A 16437-nucleotide genomic window follows, 5' to 3' on the forward strand; every position below is an offset into this window, starting at 1 on the left:
CACCGACAACCGCCGCGCCTTTTCCCGCCGCGCGCCCCGCGCCACCCGCCCGCCTCCGCACGGCGCACCCGCCCCGCCGCCCCCGCCAAGATCACGTCTCCCCGTCCCCCGTCCTCTCTGCGACGATGGACCCATGCGCGCGCGATACGGAGTTCCCCTGTCCCTTGCCGCGGTCGGCGCGGCCGGCGTGGCCTACGCCGCCGGCTTCGAAGTCCGCTCCTTCCGCCTGCGACGCGTCACCGTGCCCGTACTGCCCCACGGCATGCGGCCGTTGCGCGTCCTACAGGTCTCCGACATCCACATGGTCGGCGGGCAGCGCAAGAAACAGCGCTGGCTCCAGTCGCTCGCAGGGCTCCGCCCCGACTTCGTCGTCAACACCGGCGACAACCTCTCCGACCCCGACGGCGTCCCGGAGACCCTGGACGCCCTGGGCCCCCTGATGGAGTTCCCCGGCGCCTACGTCTTCGGCTCCAACGACTACTACGGCCCCCGGCTGCGCAACCCCGCCCGCTATCTCGTCGAGAAGGTCCAGGGCCGGCACGGCCTGAACGGCAACGCCCCCGTCGTCGGCGCCGTCCACAACCCGTGGGAGGACCTCCGCGACGCCTTCGACGCGGCGGGCTGGGTCAACCTCTCCAACGCCCGCGGCCGCCTGAAGCTGGAAGGCGCCGAGATCGCGCTGACCGGCCTCGACGACCCGCACATCAAGCGCGACCGCTACGCCGAGGTCGCCGGCGGCCCGGAGTCCGACGCCGACCTCTCGCTGGCCGTCGTCCACGCCCCGTACCTGCGCGCCCTGGACGCCTTCACCGCCGACCGCTATCCGCTGATCCTCGCCGGCCACACCCACGGCGGCCAGCTGTGCGTCCCCTTCTACGGCGCCCTCGTCACCAACTGCGACATCGACACCCAGCGCGTCAAGGGCCTCTCCACCCACACCGCCGACGGCCACACCTCCTACCTCCACGTCTCCGCCGGCTGCGGCACCAACCGCTACACCCCGGTCCGCTTCGCCTGCCCCCCGGAGGCCACCCTGCTGACGCTGACGCCGCGCGGCTGACGCCCCGCCGCCCGCCCGGCCCGGTCCCCGACTCCCCTCCAGGAGCCGGGGACCGCGTCATTTCGGCGTGACCTCGGTCACTTCACCCCCTGCCACCCCCCGTTCCTCTCCTCCCCCGCCCCTCGCCCCCTCCGACCCGCCCCGACAAAACCGCAGGTCAGCCGGGTATCCACCACCGACCGAAACCGGATTTCACCTACGGGGATCAGTCCGCTAAAGTAGAGCTCGTTGCTTCGGGGTGTAGCGCAGCTTGGCAGCGCGCTTCGTTCGGGACGAAGAGGTCGTGGGTTCAAATCCCGCCACCCCGACTGAAGGAACACCAGGTCAAGGGCCTGATCCTCACTGAGGATCAGGCCCTTGCCGCATGTGTGGTGCATCGTGGCGCTGTTGTCCGCGCAGGAGTTGGCGCCGAGGGCGCCGCGCGGGCGGATGACCGCTGGACGGCAGGGTCCGGCTAGGCGGGTCACTGCCCTCCCTCATCGCCAGCAGTGGGGCAATTGCCCCTAAAGCCGGTTTCGTTCGAGGGTTCTGCCACGACTTCCACGACTTCCACGATGAGTGGGCCGGCACCGCATGCTGAACGGGCCGGCGCGGCACGTCCGCTCTGCGCGCTCCGTCTGCGTGCGTCCGGCCGCCCGCGCCATTCGGCGCCGGTCCCTCCCCTCGTGGGGACCGGTGCCGCATGGCGCGGGCGGCGTCGATCCGCGCCCCCCGTACCGGCGCGGATCCGGGAACAGCCGGACCCGTGGTCGACGCGGTGGTCCGGCGAGGACCTCGGCTTCACGGACGACCGGCGCTCGTGCGCCGGGCCCGTCACCACCGGCCCGCGGCTCCGGCGGCCGGTGGCCGGGAGAGTGCGGAGGGATGCGATTGCTCGTCCGCGGATCCGGTGACCCGTCCCGCGTCCGGGTAGTACCGGTTGGTGTGCCGTTGCGTCGTGATCCTGCCAGCTGTGGCTTCCCCCGAGGAGGTTCCGGTATCGAGCCGAGGGCTTAACCGCAGGTCAGCCAGTTAAGGTTGGTTTTCCGGTCCGGATGTCCAGGTGCGGGGGAAGTAAGGGGTGGAACCTTGAGTTCCGACTCAGGGGCACGCACAGCCTTCGCCGAACGCCTCGCGTTGCTGTACAAGGAGGCCGGCAACCCGCCCCTCAAGAAGGTGGCCGAGGGGGTTGTCCGACTCCAGCGGGTCGACGAGCGAGGACGGCCCGTGCGGGTCTCCGTCCAGCGGATCAGCGACTGGCGGCGGGCCAAGAACGTGCCGGCGCAGTTCGCCGCCCTCGCGGCGGTGCTGCACATCCTCATCCCCCAGGCCCGGCGCCTGCGGTCGACCCCGGTGTCCGCCGGTCTGTACGACCTGGCGCAGTGGCAGCGCCTCTGGGAGCGCGCGGTCGCGGGCCCGGTCGGCGACCGCGCCGCGCCCGCCGCGCAGGCGGAGGAGCGGCCCGCCGCCGACGCCCCGACCGTCACCGGTGTGTGCCCGTACCGGGGGCTCGCCCCGTATCGCCGGCAGGACGCCCGGTGGTTCTTCGGCCGGGAGCGGAGCACCGAGGCGCTCGTCGCCCAGCTCTGCGCGGCGGAGGACACCGGCGGCCTGATCATGCTCGTGGGCGCCTCGGGGGCGGGGAAGTCCTCCTTGTTGAGCGCCGGCCTGGTGCCCGCGCTGCGCAGCGGCGCGCCGGGCGACGGGGACGGCCGGGAGCGGGTCGTGCTGCAGCTCGTACCGGGCGGCGATCCGCTCGGGGAGCTGACCGGCAAGATCCCCGAGCTCGCCGCCGTCCTCGCCTCCGAGGACGGATCGGCCGAGCGCCGGCCCGGTACCCCGCGGTTCGCGCGCGCGGTACAAGAGGCCGTCGCGGCGTGGGCCCGCCGCGAGGGGACCTCCGCCGCCGCCCGTCCGGTCGTGATCGTGGACCAGTTCGAGGAGGCGTTCACCCTCTGCTCCGACGAGACGGCCAGACGCACCTTCATCCAGCTCCTGCACGCGGCGTGCACGCCCTCCCCCGAGTCCTCGGACGCCCCGGCACCCGTCCTCGTCATCATCGGCATACGCGCCGACTTCTACGAACAGTGCCTGGGCCACACCGAACTGGCCGACGCGCTGCAGCACCGGCACATGGTGCTCGGGCCGCTGACCACGACGGAGCTGCGCGAGGCCGTGTCCGGCCCGGCCAAGGCGGTGGGGCTGGAGATCGAACCGGGCCTGGCCGAGCTGATCGTCCGGGAGGTCAGCGCCGACGGCCCCGGCGGGGCGCACGACGCGGGGGTGCTGCCGCTGCTCTCGCACGCCCTGCTCGCCACCTGGCAGCGCCGGAAGGCGGGACGGCTGACGCTGGCCGGCTACCGCGCGGCGGGCGGGATCCAGGGCGCGGTGGCGGCGACCGCCGAGCGGGCCTGGAGCGGCCTCGACCCGACGGGGCGCACCGCCGCGCGGCTGCTGCTCCTGCGGCTGGTGCGGCTGGGCGAGGACACCCAGGCCACCCGCCGGCGCGGGACCCGGCGCCAGCTGTCGGAGGAGTCGACGGACCCCGGCAAGACGGAGGAGTCGCTGGAGGCGCTGGTCCACGCCCGTCTGGTGACGCTCGACGCGGACGCCGTGGAGATCACCCACGAGGCGCTGCTGCACGCCTGGCCGCGGCTGCGCGAGTGGATCGACCAGGACCGCAACGGCAATCTGCTGCGCCAGCGCCTGGAGGAGGACGGTCGGGCCTGGGAGGGCTCGGACCGCGACCCGTCGCTGCTGTACCGGGGTTCCCGTCTGGAGCAGGCCCGTACCTGGGCGCAGTCCGCCGGCGACACCTCGCTGACCCGCAGCGCGGTGGAGTTCCTGGCCGCCTCGGTCCGGCTGCGCAAGCGCATCGTCTGGCTCAGCCGCGGCGCGGTGGCGGCGCTGGTGGTCATGGCGATGCTGGCCGTCGGTTCCGCGGTGGTGGCGTGGCAGCAGCGGGACGACACCGTCTTCCAGCAGGTGCTCGCCGAGGCCGACCGCGCCCAGTACGCCGATCCGTCCCTGTCGGCCCAGCTCGACCTGGTGGCGCACCGTCTGCGGCCCGGCGACGAGGGCACGACCAACCGGCTCATCTCGATCGTGAACGCCCCGCTGGCCACGCCCCTGCTGGGCCACACCGGCGCCGTCTACCTCACCTCGTTCAGCCCGAACGGGCGGATCCTGGCCACCGCCAGCTACGACCGGACCGTCCGGCTGTGGGACGTGTCGGACCGGGCGCGCCCCCGTCCCCTGGGCGGGCCCCTCACCGGCCACACGAGCTGGGTGAGCACCGCCGTCTTCAGCCCGGACGGGCACACCCTGGCCAGCGCGTCGGACGACGGCACGTTCCGGCTGTGGGACGTGCGGGACCCCGCCCACCCGCGCGTGCTGGGCACCCCGTCGACCGGCCACGACGGCACGATCTACCTGCTCGCCTTCAGCCCGGACGGGAAGACGCTGGCGTCCGCCACCGAGGACCACACCGTGCGCCTGTGGGACGTCGCCGACCCGGGCCGGCCGAGGCCGCTGGGGGCCCTGACCGGCCACTCGGCCGCGGTGCGCTCGGTCGCGTTCAGCCCCGACGGACGGACGCTGGCGGCCGGCGGCGACGACGCCACGATCCGGATGTGGGACATGGCCGATCGACAACACCCGGAGCCGATCGGCACGGTGCTGACCGGCCACTCGGCCACCGTGCACTCGGTGGCGTTCAGCCCCGACGGCCACACCCTCGCCAGCGGCAGCGCGGACAACACCCTCCGGCTGTGGGACGTGGCCGACCCGCGGCAGGCGAAGCCGATCGGCGAGCCGCTCACCGGCCACACCGGGCCCCTGTGGTCCGTGGCGTTCAGCCCCGACGGCAACATGCTCGCCGCGGGCAGCGCGGACAGCACGGCGACGCTGTGGAACGTCAGCGACCCGGAGTACCCCTCGCAGGTCGGCGAGTCCCTCGCCGGCGGCAGCGGCGAGATGTACGCCGTCGGCTTCAGCCCCGACGGGCGCACCCTCGCGACGGGGAGCGGCGACGGCAAGGCGCGGCTGTGGTCGATCCCGACGACGGACATGGTCGGCCGGTTCGGCGCGTTCCGTCCGGACGGGCGGGTGCTCGCCACGTCCGCCCGGGACGGCCGGGTCCGGCTGTGGAACGTGGCGAACCCCGACCGCCCGGTGCCGCTCAGCGCGCCCTTCATGCCACGGGACGGCGCCGACCGCGCCCTGAAGTTCTCCCCCGACGGCCGCGTCCTCGCCATGCACACGGCGCACCGGAAGGTGTACCTGTGGAACGTCACCGACCCGACCCGGCCGGTCTCCTACGGTCCGCCCGTCATGCTGCGGACGCGCTACGCGGGCCCCCAGGCCATGGCGTTCAGCCCGGACGGCCGCACGCTGGCGACCGCCATGGACGACCGCACCATCCAGCTGTGGAATGTCACCGACCCCGCCCGTGTCGTCCCGCTCGGCACACCGCTCACCGGCCACCAGGGCTACGTCAACGCCCTCGCCTTCGCCCCCGACGGCCGCACGCTCGTCAGCGGCAGCGCGGACGCCACCATGCGGCTGTGGAACACCGCCGACCCGCGGCACGCCACGCCGATCGGCAAGCCCCTGACGGGGCACCTGGGCCCGGTCGGGGTGCTCGCCTTCAGCCCGGACGGCCGCACGCTGGCCAGCGGCAGCGACGACGACACCGTCCGGCTGTGGAACCTCGCTGACCCCGGCCGGGTGACCCGTTTGGGCTCCCCCCTCACGGGCCACACCGAGGCGGTGGTGTCGCTGTCGTTCAACGAGAGCGGCCGGACGCTGGCCAGCGGCGGCAGCGACAACACGGTCCGGTTCTGGAACGTCGCGGACCCGTCCCGGGCCAGCGCCATCGGGCAGTCGACGAGCCCGCGCGCCAAGGCGGGCAACTTCCTGGCGTTCAGCCCCCAGAGCCGCATGCTCGGCGTGGCGAGCGGCGCCGGTACCGTCCGGCTGTGGAGCCTGGACACCGACACCGCCGTTCGTCGTATCTGTTCGACCACGCGGGGCGTGCTGACGCCGGAGAAGTGGCATGAGTATCTGCCCCAGCTCTCCTACGCGCCGCCGTGCAGCGAGTGACGAGGGCGAGCGGCCCGGCGATCGGCGCCCGCGCGAAGTGCCAGGCGGGGCACCGCCGGCCGGCGCCGGGGCCCCTCAGGTGGTGACGCCGGGTGAAACCGGTCACAACTCCGCACTTGAATTCGGCAGTTGACTCCCGCCGCGGGGACAGCCTTGCTAGGCTGGGGCACAGCCCGATCGCTGGTGCATCCCCCGTCGCCAGCGATCGGGCGTTTCGTTCTCCCGCGCGGGCACGAAGAAGGCCGCGTCGGCCGCGTGCGAAGGCCGCGCATGGTCCTGACAAAGCACCGGACCGCCGGCCGGTGGCCCGCGTAGGGTCGGTCCCCGTGACTTCTGCGAAGAGTTCCGAGACGCGTCCGAGTGCAGCGACGGCTTCGGGGCCGGTGACGGGTACGGGGTCCGCGACGGCTCCGGACCCGGACCGGCGGCCCGCGACGTCGAACCCGTTCTTCTCGGCCAGTGAACTTCCCTACGGGCTACCGCCCTTCGCCCGTATCCGGCACGAGCACTTCCGGCCCGCCTTCGAACGGGGCATCGCCCAGCAGCTGGCCGAGGTGGCCGCCGTCGGGGCCGACTCCGAGCCGCCGACGTTCGAGAACACCGTGGCGGCGCTGGAGCGCAGCGGCGCGGTGCTGCGGCGGGTGTCCGCGGTGTTCTTCAACAAGGCCAACGCGGACACCGACGAGGCCACGCAGGAGCTGGAGGCGGAGATCGTGCCGCGGCTGGCCGCCCACGAGGACGCCGTGCTGCTCGATCCCGCCCTGTTCGCCCGCCTGGAGACGCTGTACGAGGCGCGTGCCGGACTCGGGCTGGACGGTGAGCAGTTGCGGCTGCTGGAGCGCCACCACGCGGCGCGGGTGCGGGCCGGCGCGCGGCTGGGCCCCGAGCAGCAGCGCCGGCTGCGGGAGTTGAACGCCGAGATCGCCACCCTGTGCACCGACTTCCGGCGGAATCTGCGGACCGACACCGCGGCGGCCGCGCTGGTGGTGGACCGCGCCGAGGAACTGGCCGGACTGCCCGACGACGAGATCGCCACGGCCGCCGAGAACGCCCGGGCGCTGGGGCACGACGGCCGCTTCGCCCTGAGCCTGCTGAACTTCACCAACCAGCCGCAGCTCGCCGCGCTGGAGGACCCCGCCCTGCGGGAGCGGCTGCTGACCGCCTCCATGGGGCGGGGCGGCGCCGCCAACGGGTCCGTCGCGATCGCCGTGGCCCGGTTGCGGGCCGAGCGCGCCGCCCTCCTCGGTCACTCCAGCCACGCGTCCTGGCAGGTCGCCGACCAGACCGCGGGGACGACCGACGCCGTGGCGGAGATGTTCGGGAAGCTGATCGGCCCGGCCCTGGTCCACGCCGAGCGGGAGGGCGCGGCGCTGGCGGACGCCGCCGGCGTCGCGGAGGTCGGCGCGGCCGACTGGCAGTTCTACGCCGAGCGGGTGCGCCGGCAGCGGTTCGACCTCGACGCGGCGGCGCTGCGCCCCTACCTGGAGCTGGAGGCCGTCCTGCGGGACGGCGTCTTCCACGCCGCGACCCTGGTGTACGGGATCACCTTCGCCGAGCGCCCCGATCTGGTCGCGTACCACCCGGACGCCCGGGTCTTCGAGGTGCACAACGCCGACGGCAGCCCCCTCGGCCTGTATGTCGGCGACTTCCACGCCCGGGAATCCAAGCGCGGCGGCGCCTGGATGAACGAACTGGTCACGCAGTCGCACCTGGTGGGGCAGCGGCCCGTGGTGGTCAACAACCTGAACATCGCCAAGCCGGCGGCGGGCGAACCGGTGCTCCTGAACTGGAGCGAGGTCACCACGCTCTTCCACGAGTTCGGGCACGCGCTGCACGGGCTGTTCTCCGACGTCCGCTATCCGCTGCTGGCCGGCACCGAAGTGCCGCGCGACTTCGTCGAGTTCCCCTCGCAGGTGAACGAGATGTGGGCGGAGTGGCCCGAGGTCCTGGCCCGTTATGCCCGGCACCACCGCACCGGGGAGCCGATGCCACCCGAACTGCCGGCCAGGCTGCGGGAGGCGGAACGATTCGGCGAGGGTTTCGACAGCGTCGAACACCTGGCCGCGGCCGTCCTGGACTGGACCTGGCACACGGTGCCCGCCGACGAACTGCCCACCGCGGACGGCGTCGAGGCGTTCGAGGCGGCCGCGCTGGCACGCCACGGGCTGGCCCACCCGGCGATCCCGCCCCGCTACCGGACCGGCTACTTCGCCCATGTCTTCGGCGGCGGCTACGCGGCCGGGTACTACGGGTACCGCTGGGCGGAAGTACTGGACGCGGACACCGTGCGCTGGTTCCGCGAGAACGGCCGGACGGTCCGCGAGAGCGGCGAGATCTTCCGCCGGGAACTGCTCAGCCGGGGCAACAGCATCGACCCGATGGCGGCGTTCCGCGCGGTGCTGGGACGCGACCCGGACTTCGGGCCGCTGCTGGCACGGCGGGGGGCCGGGCCCGCGGAGTAGCCGACCGGGCGCCGGCGCGGCCCACGGCCCGGCCCCGGCGCCCGTCGCCGCTCCTACTTCCCGTCGTCCGCCACCGCCCGCCAGGTGACCGGGCGCGCGCCGTCACCGTCGCCCTGGAAGGTCAGCGAGGCCGGCGGGTCGCCCTTCGGCAGCATGTGGATGGTGCACTCGGTCACCGTGGCGCCCGGCTTGACCATCTTGTGGGGGACCGCTTCGGGGCACTGGGGAACACCGGGGCCGCCGATGTCCAACAGGATCATCTTCCGCGCCTGCTGGCCGCTGACGCCGGTCAGCGTCAGGTTCTCGTTGAGGCCCGGGTAGAGCTCGTACGCACCGGTGTTCCGGTACTCCACCGTCACGTAGTACGGGACGAGCTTCTTCTGGTCCGCTTTCAGGTCGAAGCGGCTCAGATCGGCCAGGGAACCGGTGCGGACGCTCTTGGGCGTGGCCAGGACGGTCGCCGTGTGACGGTCGCTGTCCGTGGTGACCGCGTCGGTGGGCTGGTGCGGGGGCAGCACCCCGGGCGCGCCCTGCCGGGCACCGCCGATCTGCCAGATCAGGGTGTCGCCGCCGTCGTCCTTGTAGGAGACGTTCCCCGGCTTCAGCCCCTTGGGGAGCATGAAGATCTGGCAGAACGACGTGGTCTCGCCGGCCGCCAGCGTGTCCTTGCCGGACTCCTGGCACTCGGGCGGCAGACCGTTGCTGGTGGCCAGCGGGTTGGTGCGGAACAGCGAGACCTGCTCGCCGGCCTGACCGTCCACCCCGTTGACGGAGAAGTTCCGCTCCGGATACAGCCCGCTCACCGGCTCCTTGCCGGTATTGGTGTAGGAGACGGTGAGGTAGTACGGGGCGAGCCCCTTGAGGTTGTCGTCCAGCCGGATGTGCGCGAGGTCCGCGGGGTGGCCGAGGGCCAGGCGGGTGGGCTTGAGCCGCAGCGGACGCGCCTTGTGGTCGGAACCGGTCCAGGTGCCGGCGCGGGACGCGGACTCCATCTGCTGCGGCGCGGCGGGCAGCACGCCGGCGGACGCCTCCGCCTGCGGCGTTCTGCTCGGCGCTCCCCCGCACCCCACGGCCAGCAGCATGAGCACGCCCGCACCCGCGGCACCGGCCATCCGTGTGCGTACCCGCACGGAAAACCCCCGTTGTCGACAATGACCGGCCCGAACCGGCCGGGCAGTCCGCCACATTAACGGGCCGGACACGGCGCCCCCACAGCGGGCCCGACGGCCGGACCCGCCCCTCCTCAAGCCGGCTTGCTCGCCTTCAGGGAATACATGAGCGGGATCCGGGGCCGGTCGTCCGGGAAACGGTAGTAACCGTCCTCGCCCCGCCGCAGCACACCGAAACGCTGGAAAAGCGTCATGTCGTGCTCGTGCAGGAACTCCACGCGCAACCCGGCCCCGACCACCGCACTGACCACATCCCCCAGTGAATGCTGCCATTCGACGCTCCTGTTGTGGACCGTCCGCGCCTCGAAGTCCGTATAGCTGCCGGGGGCTTCCTCGTCCCACGCCTCGGTGCGGAAATAGTCGTGGGCGACCTGCGAACCGGTCCTGTCGTCCAACACATCGGCCAGCGGGTGGAATTCGGCGAGATAGAGAAAACCGCCGGGCGCCACCAGCGACGCGACCGTCTCGGCCCAACCGACCAGGTCCGGGAGCCAGTTCACCGCCCCTATGCCGGTGTAGACGATGTCGTACGCGGCGTCGGGCACCGCTTCGGCGGCGTCGTAAACGTCGGCGGCGACGAAGGCCGCACGCTCCGGGCCGTAACCGAATTCGGCGGCCAGATCGCGGGCCGTCTCGATCGCCGGTTCGGAGAAGTCGAGTCCGACGACCCGGGCGGCGCCGCGGTACGCCCACGACAGCGTGTCCTGGCCGAAGTGACACTGAAGATGGAGCAGGCTCCGGCCGGTGACGTCGCCGACCTCCGCCGCCTCGAAGTCGCGGATCGCATCCCGGGTCCGCCGGAATTCGTCCTGGTCGTAATAATCGCTCGCGGTGTGGAGGGCGACGCGCTCGTCCCACCTCGCGCGATTCGCCTCACGCCAGCCGTCGGGACCGGTCTGTTCTCGCATAGCCCGAAGTTATCCACAGCCCTTCGCCCTCGCCAACGGAAATTTCCCCGCCGGGCGCAGAATGGCCCCATGACTGACGAGACCACAGGCCCCGGCCGCACCCCCGCCGACCCGTCCCCCGCCCTCCCCCGTTCCGCCGACGCCACGAAGGAAACGGCGGACCCGACCGCCACCATGCCGGACTGGGAGAAGCGCTTCCGCGCCCCGCGGATCGGGCTGCCGGAATGGGCCGAGTACGCCCCGGACCGCTCCCTGTTCGTCTCGAACGCCACCGGCACCTTCGAGCTCTACACCTGGGACCGCGCGACCGGCACCCAGCGGCAGGCCACGGACCGCCCGCACGGCACCACGGACGGGACGCTGTCACCGGACGGCGAGTGGGTCTGGTGGTTCTCGGACACCGACGGGGACGAGTTCGGCGTCTGGATGCGTCAGCCCTTCGCCGGCGGCCCGGACGAACCGGCCGTACCGGGGCTCGCCCCCTCCTACCCGGGCGGGCTGGCCATCAGCCGGGACGGCACGGTGGTGGTCGGCTGCTCCACCGACGAGGACGGCTCGACGGTCCACGTCGCACGGCCCGGCCGGCCGCCGGTGGAGATCTACCGGCACCGCGAGTCGGCCGGCGTCGGCGACCTCTCCCACGACGGATCGCTGATCGCCATCGAGCACACCGAGCACGGCGACGCGATGCACTCCGCCATCCGCGTCGTGCGGCCGGACGGCACGACGGTCGCCGAGTTGGACGACACCAACGGCGGCACCGAGGAACTGGGCCTGTCGGTGATGGGTTTCGCGCCGGTGGACGGCGACAGCCGACTGCTGGTGGGGCATCAGCGGCGGGGCCGCTGGGAGCCGATGATCTGGGATCCGCTGACGGGCGGGGAGACCGCGCTGGAGATCGACCTGCCCGGCGACGTGGGCGCGGACTGGTACCCGGACGGCTCGGCGCTGCTGGTGGAGCACGAGTACCAGGCCCGCAGCGAACTCTGGCGCTACGAGCTGGCCACGCCACCGGCCGGCTCGGACGCCCAGGGCGCTCCCCTCACCCGGGTCGAGACCCCCGCGGGCACCGTCTCGGGCGCCACCGCCCGCCCCGACGGGACGGTGGAGTTCCTGTGGTCGTCCGCCGCCCAGCCGCCGGAGGTGCGCTCAACGGCCGGCACGGTCGTCCTGGACCCGCCCGGCATGAAGGCCCCCGGATCGGTCCCGGTGACGGACGCCTGGGTGGACGGCCCCGGCGGCCGCATCCACGCCCTGGTGCAGCAGCCGCCCGGCACCGGGCCCTTCCCCACCGTCTTCGAAATCCACGGCGGCCCGACCTGGCACGACAGCGACGCCTTCGCCTCGTCGCCGGCGGCCTGGGTCGATCACGGCTTCGCGGTCGTCCGCGTCAACTACCGGGGCTCGACCGGCTACGGCCGCGCCTGGACGGACGCACTCAAGCACCGCGTCGGCCTGATCGAGCTGGAGGACATCGCCGCGGTGCGGGAGTGGGCGATCGCCTCCGGTCTCGCGGATCCGCAGCGGCTGGTCCTCGCCGGCGGCTCGTGGGGCGGCTATCTGACCCTGCTGGGCCTGGGCACCCAGCCGGACGCCTGGGCACTCGGGCTGGCCGCGGTCCCGGTGGCGGACTACGTCACGGCGTACCACGACGAGATGGAAGCCCTGAAGGCCATGGACCGCACCCTCCTGGGCGGGACGCCGGAGGAGGTCCCCGAGCGCTTCGAGGCGTCCTCCCCGCTGACGTACGTCGACGCGGTGCGGGCCCCCGTCTACATCTCCGCCGGCGTCAACGACCCGCGCTGCCCGATCCAGCAGGTGGAGAACTACGTCCAGCGCCTGGAGAAGCGCGGCCACCCCCACGAGGTCTACCGCTACGACGCCGGCCACGGCTCCCTCGTCGTGGAGGAGCGCATCAAGCAGGTCCGCCTGGAGCTGGACTTCGCCCACCGCCATCTGACGGGGGCGGGGGCGGGGGCCCCGGAGTCCGAGTCGAGCGAGGAGGTCGAGTCGAGCGAGAGGGTCGAGTAGCGACGCTGTGGGGGAGGTGGGGGTGGGTGGGGCGGGGGGGGAGGGGAGGGGAGGGGGAAGCCCCCCGGGGGAGCCCCCTACCTGCCGGCCCTGACTTCGGTCCCGGTCGCGCCCTCGCCGGTCGCGCCCTCCTCGGCCGCCGCCCCCACGGGCCCCACGGCCCCCTCAGGCCCCTCAGGCCCCTCAGGCCCCTCAGGCCCCTCAGGGAGGATGCCCAGGGCGGCGTCCTTGGCGGCCTCGGCCTCGCGACGGACCAGACGGAACCACATGAAGAGGACAAAGCCCGCGAAGACGAACCATTCGCCGGTGTACCCGAGGTTCTGGAACGCCTTCATGTCCAGGCCGGTGCCCTCCACGGCGGCCGGCGGGACGGCGCGCAGCGGGGCGGGCGGGTCGGTGAGTGTGATCCAGGCGTCGTAGACGCCGTACGGCACGATGTTGACCAGCGACGCCGCGCTGATCATGCCGAGCTGCCCCTTCGGCAGGCCGCCGCCCGCCCGGACCCCGGCCGTGCCCTCGTTCTCGGACGCCTGCAGCGCGCCGACCACGGTGACCTCGCCGATGGGCGGCGCGGGCACCTTCGCCGTGTCGGCCGTGGCGTTCGCGTCGCCGGGCAGCCAGCCGCGGACGACCGGGAGGGCCTTGCCCCCGTCCGTACGCAGCAGGGTCAGGACGTAGAAGCCCTGCTGGTCGCCGTTCTTGCCCTGGAGGGTGCGGTCCGGGACCAGTAGTTGGTGCGTGGCGTCGAAGCGGCCACGGGCACTGGCCTGGCGGCCGGAAGTGACCTGGTCGACCGGCAGCAGGCTCTGCAACGGCCGCGGCGCCGCGGCCTTCGCGTCGGCGGTTCGGTTCTCCTGCTGGTGGTGTGAGGCGACCCGGGCGTCGAAGCGGCTCAGCTGCCAGCTGCCCATGAAGATGCAGAAGGGGATCGCCAGCACGGCGAAGACGTTGATTCCCCACCACCGCGGGGTCAGCAGGAACCGGTACACCCCACCAACGGTACGGGGCCCGCGCCGCACGGCCGCACCGCCCCCTCCCCGCCGCGGTTCCGGCCCCGGGACCTGGGCGGTCGCCGTTCCGGGCCCGGTGCCCGACAGCCGTCCCTCGTCCATACCGACCACCCTCCGCCCATGCCGCACCACCCCGCGCCCATACCGAACGGACAAGGGCCCCTTCGGGTTCCCCAGGTGAAGCCTCGGGCCCGTCAGGTGCCCCCTTCGCCCCCAGGCGTTACTCCCCGGCAGCCGAGGCTTCCTCAGGTGCTCCTGGCGAACGAGCCGTCATCAGGTCTGCCGCACGGCCATGACGTCACCAGGTCTGCCGGGCAGCCGAAGCCTCGTCAGGTCTGCCATGCGGCCGAGGCGCCATCCGGTCTCCGGGCGGCCAAAGCGTCGTCAGCTCTCCGGACAGCCGAAGCGTCATCAGGTCTTCGGGCGCGGCACCGCCCGTTCTCCGGGGAGCGCGCCGCAGGGCCCCGTCCTCGGGCAGGGCGCCGCCCGGCCTACGGTGCGGCCAGCGGTGCCGTGCGGTACACCGTGCCCGCACAGGCGTCGGGGATCTTGGTGTCGGCCGCGGTGGGCGGACCCGCCTCCGGCGTATGGGTCAGGAGCACGCCGCCGGCCGCCGCCCCGCCGTCACCGGAGCCGTCACCGCCGCCGGCCTGGCCGCCGGTGCCGGTGCCGCTGCCGGTGCCGCCCGCCGTCGCCGCGGCGGCCGGCGAGTCCCCCGGCGCCTTGGACGGGTCGGGCGTCGGCGACGGTCCCGGGCTGACGCATCCGGTCGTGCCGCCGCCGGCCGCCGGGATCCAGGCGAACTTGACCTCGTACGCCTGGCCCGGCTTCAGCACCAGTTGGTCCGGGGTGGTCGCCGGGTCCGGCAGCCCGGTGGCGTCGTCACCCGAGGTGTGGTCGACGACGTGGATCTTGTCCGCCTTGGTGGAGCCCTGCGGGGTGAGGTCCACGGTCCCGCCGCCCTCCACGGAGCAAGCGGAATCGGACGTGTTCACCACCCGGAACGCGCCGTAGACCCGGCCCGACGCGTCGGCCGGGCGGACCGTTCCGGTGCCCTTGCCGAGCTGATCGCGCCCGCAGACCGGTGAGGTGACGTCCATCGTCGTGTCGGGTGCGGGTGTGCCGGCGCCGGTGCCGGGCAGGCCCGCACCGGGCTTCTCGGCGTCCTTGCCCGCCTTGTCCGCCGGCCGGTCAGCGCTGGGCTTCCCACCGCCCCCGCCGGTCGGCCGGGTGCTGGCCTTCTCGGTGCCTTCGCCGCGCGTGCCGCTGGTGTCGTGCTCGGCGTCCCGGCTGCTGGCGGCGTTGGCCGGACGGTCGCCGGGGCCGTCGCCGAGGCTCGCCACGTGGACCATCGCCGGGATCGCCGTACCGCCGAGCAGCAGCGCGGCGGCCGCGCCCACCACGGCATGACGCCGCCGCTGACGACGGGCCGGGACCGCCTGCCGCAACCGCTCCAGGGCGTCCGGCGCGGGCTCCAGGTCGACGACGCGGGACTGCAGCAGCCGCCGCAACTCGTCCTCACCGCCGAAGCCGTCACCGCCGCGCCCGAAAGCGTCGCCGCCGAAGCCATTGCTGCCGAAGCCATCGCCGCCGAAACGGCCGCCGGCGAAGTCGTCACCAGCGAAACCGTCGACATCGGATCGGCCGCCGCCGGCCCGCCGACCGACCTTCTCCCCCCGACCGTCCCGCGCGTCCCGGCCGTCCCTACCGTCCCTGGCGTCGCCCTCGCGCCATTCCCAGTCGCGCCCGTCGTACCCGTCGTGCCCGGTGTTCTCCCGGTCGGGTCCTGCCGCACTCACGCCGGAGCCTCCATGGCAACGCGGAGCGCCGCTATCCCCCGCGAGCCGTACGCCTTGACCGAGCCGAGCGATATGCCCAGCGTCTCGGCGACCTGAGCCTCCGTCATATCGGCGAAGTAGCGGAGCACCAGCACCTCGCGCTGGCGCCGTTGCAGCCCGCGCATGGCCTTGATGAGCTGGTCCCGCTCCAGCAGGTCGTACGCGCCCTCCTCGGCGCTCGCCATGTCGGGCATGGGCTTGGAGAGCAGCTTCAGCCCGAGGATGCGCCGACGCAGCGCGGAGCGCGAGAGGTTGACGACCGTCTGCCGCAGGTAGGCCAGGGTCTTCTCGGGCTCGCGCACCCGGCCACGGGCGGAGTGCACGCGGATGAAGGCTTCCTGTACGACGTCCTCGCAGGAGGCGGTGTCGTCGAGAAGCAGCGCCGCCAGGCCTAGGAGCGAGCGGTAGTGCGCGCGATAGGTCTCGGTGAGGTGGTCGACTGTGGTGCCGGCTGCCATCGCGTCGTCAGTGTCCCCACGCTGCGTCGAGAGCTGCGCGGGGCGCGCGGCGGACCAGGGGGCGATCACCGGCATGCCCCCGGATACCCGTGGGTGCTGCGGGCGCACTGCCGCGCCTGCCGCTCCCGCCGGGACGATGGTGAATCCGAGTACCTCTGCCACGCTTGTTGGACACGCTTCCCCCCAAAAGGGTTGTACGCGCAAGGCACCGCTTGTGGCGATGCGTCGAATGCCCTCATGCGCACCAGCTCTTCCCAAATGCCCCAATTGCCCTGATGCGACTGTGTTGGCACAGTCGCCCCGCCACCCCAGGGCCCCGGAAGCGACCCACGAAGACCGCGGACCGCCCCAGGGGGTGACCCGGAAAGACGCCACCCACCGGCCGGCGGTTGCAGCCTCGCGGGAAGCGAATGATCGAA

General features: G+C 73.3%; 9 protein-coding genes and 1 tRNA gene. 5 read left to right on the plus strand and 5 right to left on the minus strand.

All coding sequences use genetic code 11. The features are described from left to right. The first annotated feature begins 133 nt into the window (after positions 1–133). The 4 genes from MOV08_RS19745 to MOV08_RS19760 all read left to right on the plus strand — a co-directional run bounded on the left by MOV08_RS19745 (position 134) and on the right by MOV08_RS19760 (position 8604). Positions 134–1060, plus strand: a complete 927-nt coding sequence (locus MOV08_RS19745) for a metallophosphoesterase (protein ID WP_275308342.1) — start codon at positions 134–136, stop codon at positions 1058–1060. Between the two features lie 234 nt (positions 1061–1294). Further along, positions 1295–1368 (plus strand) — tRNA-Pro (locus MOV08_RS19750). A 760-nt stretch (positions 1369–2128) separates the two neighbouring features. Continuing rightward, the gene (locus MOV08_RS19755; protein WP_275308343.1) at positions 2129–6142 is read left to right on the plus strand and encodes an nSTAND1 domain-containing NTPase; all 4014 of its coding nucleotides are present in this window, start codon (positions 2129–2131) and stop codon (positions 6140–6142) included. Between the two features lie 383 nt (positions 6143–6525). Then, positions 6526–8604: a M3 family metallopeptidase gene (locus tag MOV08_RS19760; protein WP_275308344.1), complete on the plus strand. Its 2079-nt coding sequence runs from the start codon at positions 6526–6528 to the stop codon at positions 8602–8604. Positions 8605–8657: 53 nt separating this feature from the next. On the opposite strand, the gene MOV08_RS19765 is transcribed toward MOV08_RS19760, so the two are convergent. Both MOV08_RS19765 and MOV08_RS19770 read right to left on the minus strand, forming a co-directional pair. Further along, positions 8658–9734, minus strand: coding sequence for a hypothetical protein (locus MOV08_RS19765; RefSeq protein WP_275308345.1), 1077 nt, complete (start codon positions 9732–9734; stop codon positions 8658–8660). A 113-nt stretch (positions 9735–9847) separates the two neighbouring features. Next, entirely contained in the window at positions 9848–10681 is an 834-nt protein-coding gene (locus tag MOV08_RS19770; RefSeq protein ID WP_275308346.1) for a methyltransferase domain-containing protein, read from the minus strand. 174 nt (positions 10682–10855) lie between these two features. On the opposite strand from MOV08_RS19770, the gene MOV08_RS19775 reads away from it, so the two are divergent. Continuing rightward, entirely contained in the window at positions 10856–12712 is a 1857-nt protein-coding gene (locus tag MOV08_RS19775; protein WP_275311833.1) for a S9 family peptidase, read from the plus strand. Positions 12713–12789: 77 nt separating this feature from the next. Here the strand turns inward: MOV08_RS19775 and MOV08_RS19780 are convergent, their stop codons facing one another. The 3 genes from MOV08_RS19780 to MOV08_RS19790 all read right to left on the minus strand — a co-directional run bounded on the left by MOV08_RS19780 (position 12790) and on the right by MOV08_RS19790 (position 16180). After that, a complete protein-coding gene (locus MOV08_RS19780; protein ID WP_275308347.1) occupies positions 12790–13701 on the minus strand; it encodes an SURF1 family protein in 912 nt (303 codons plus the stop codon). Between the two features lie 512 nt (positions 13702–14213). Further along, on the minus strand, positions 14214–15521 hold the full coding sequence (locus MOV08_RS19785; RefSeq protein WP_275308348.1) for a hypothetical protein: 1308 nt from the start codon (positions 15519–15521) through the stop codon (positions 14214–14216). Beyond that, positions 15518–16180, minus strand: coding sequence for a SigE family RNA polymerase sigma factor (locus tag MOV08_RS19790; protein ID WP_420834189.1), 663 nt, complete (start codon positions 16178–16180; stop codon positions 15518–15520). The genes MOV08_RS19785 and MOV08_RS19790 overlap by 4 nt, the downstream gene beginning before the upstream one ends. Positions 16181–16437 lie beyond the last annotated feature (257 nt).

This window comes from Streptomyces yunnanensis (assembly GCF_029011865.1).
GTDB lineage: Bacteria > Actinomycetota > Actinomycetes > Streptomycetales > Streptomycetaceae > Streptomyces > Streptomyces yunnanensis.

Excerpts from the sequence above, each read along its gene's own strand:
- MOV08_RS19745 (WP_275308342.1), top strand. The coding sequence starts at position 134 with ATGCGCGCGCGATACGGAGTTCCCCTGTCCCTTGCCGCGGTCGGCGCG.
- MOV08_RS19775 (WP_275311833.1), top strand. The coding sequence starts at position 10,856 with ATGCCGGACTGGGAGAAGCGCTTCCGCGCCCCGCGGATCGGGCTGCCG.
- MOV08_RS19770 (WP_275308346.1), bottom strand. The coding sequence starts at position 10,681 with ATGCGAGAACAGACCGGTCCCGACGGCTGGCGTGAGGCGAATCGCGCG.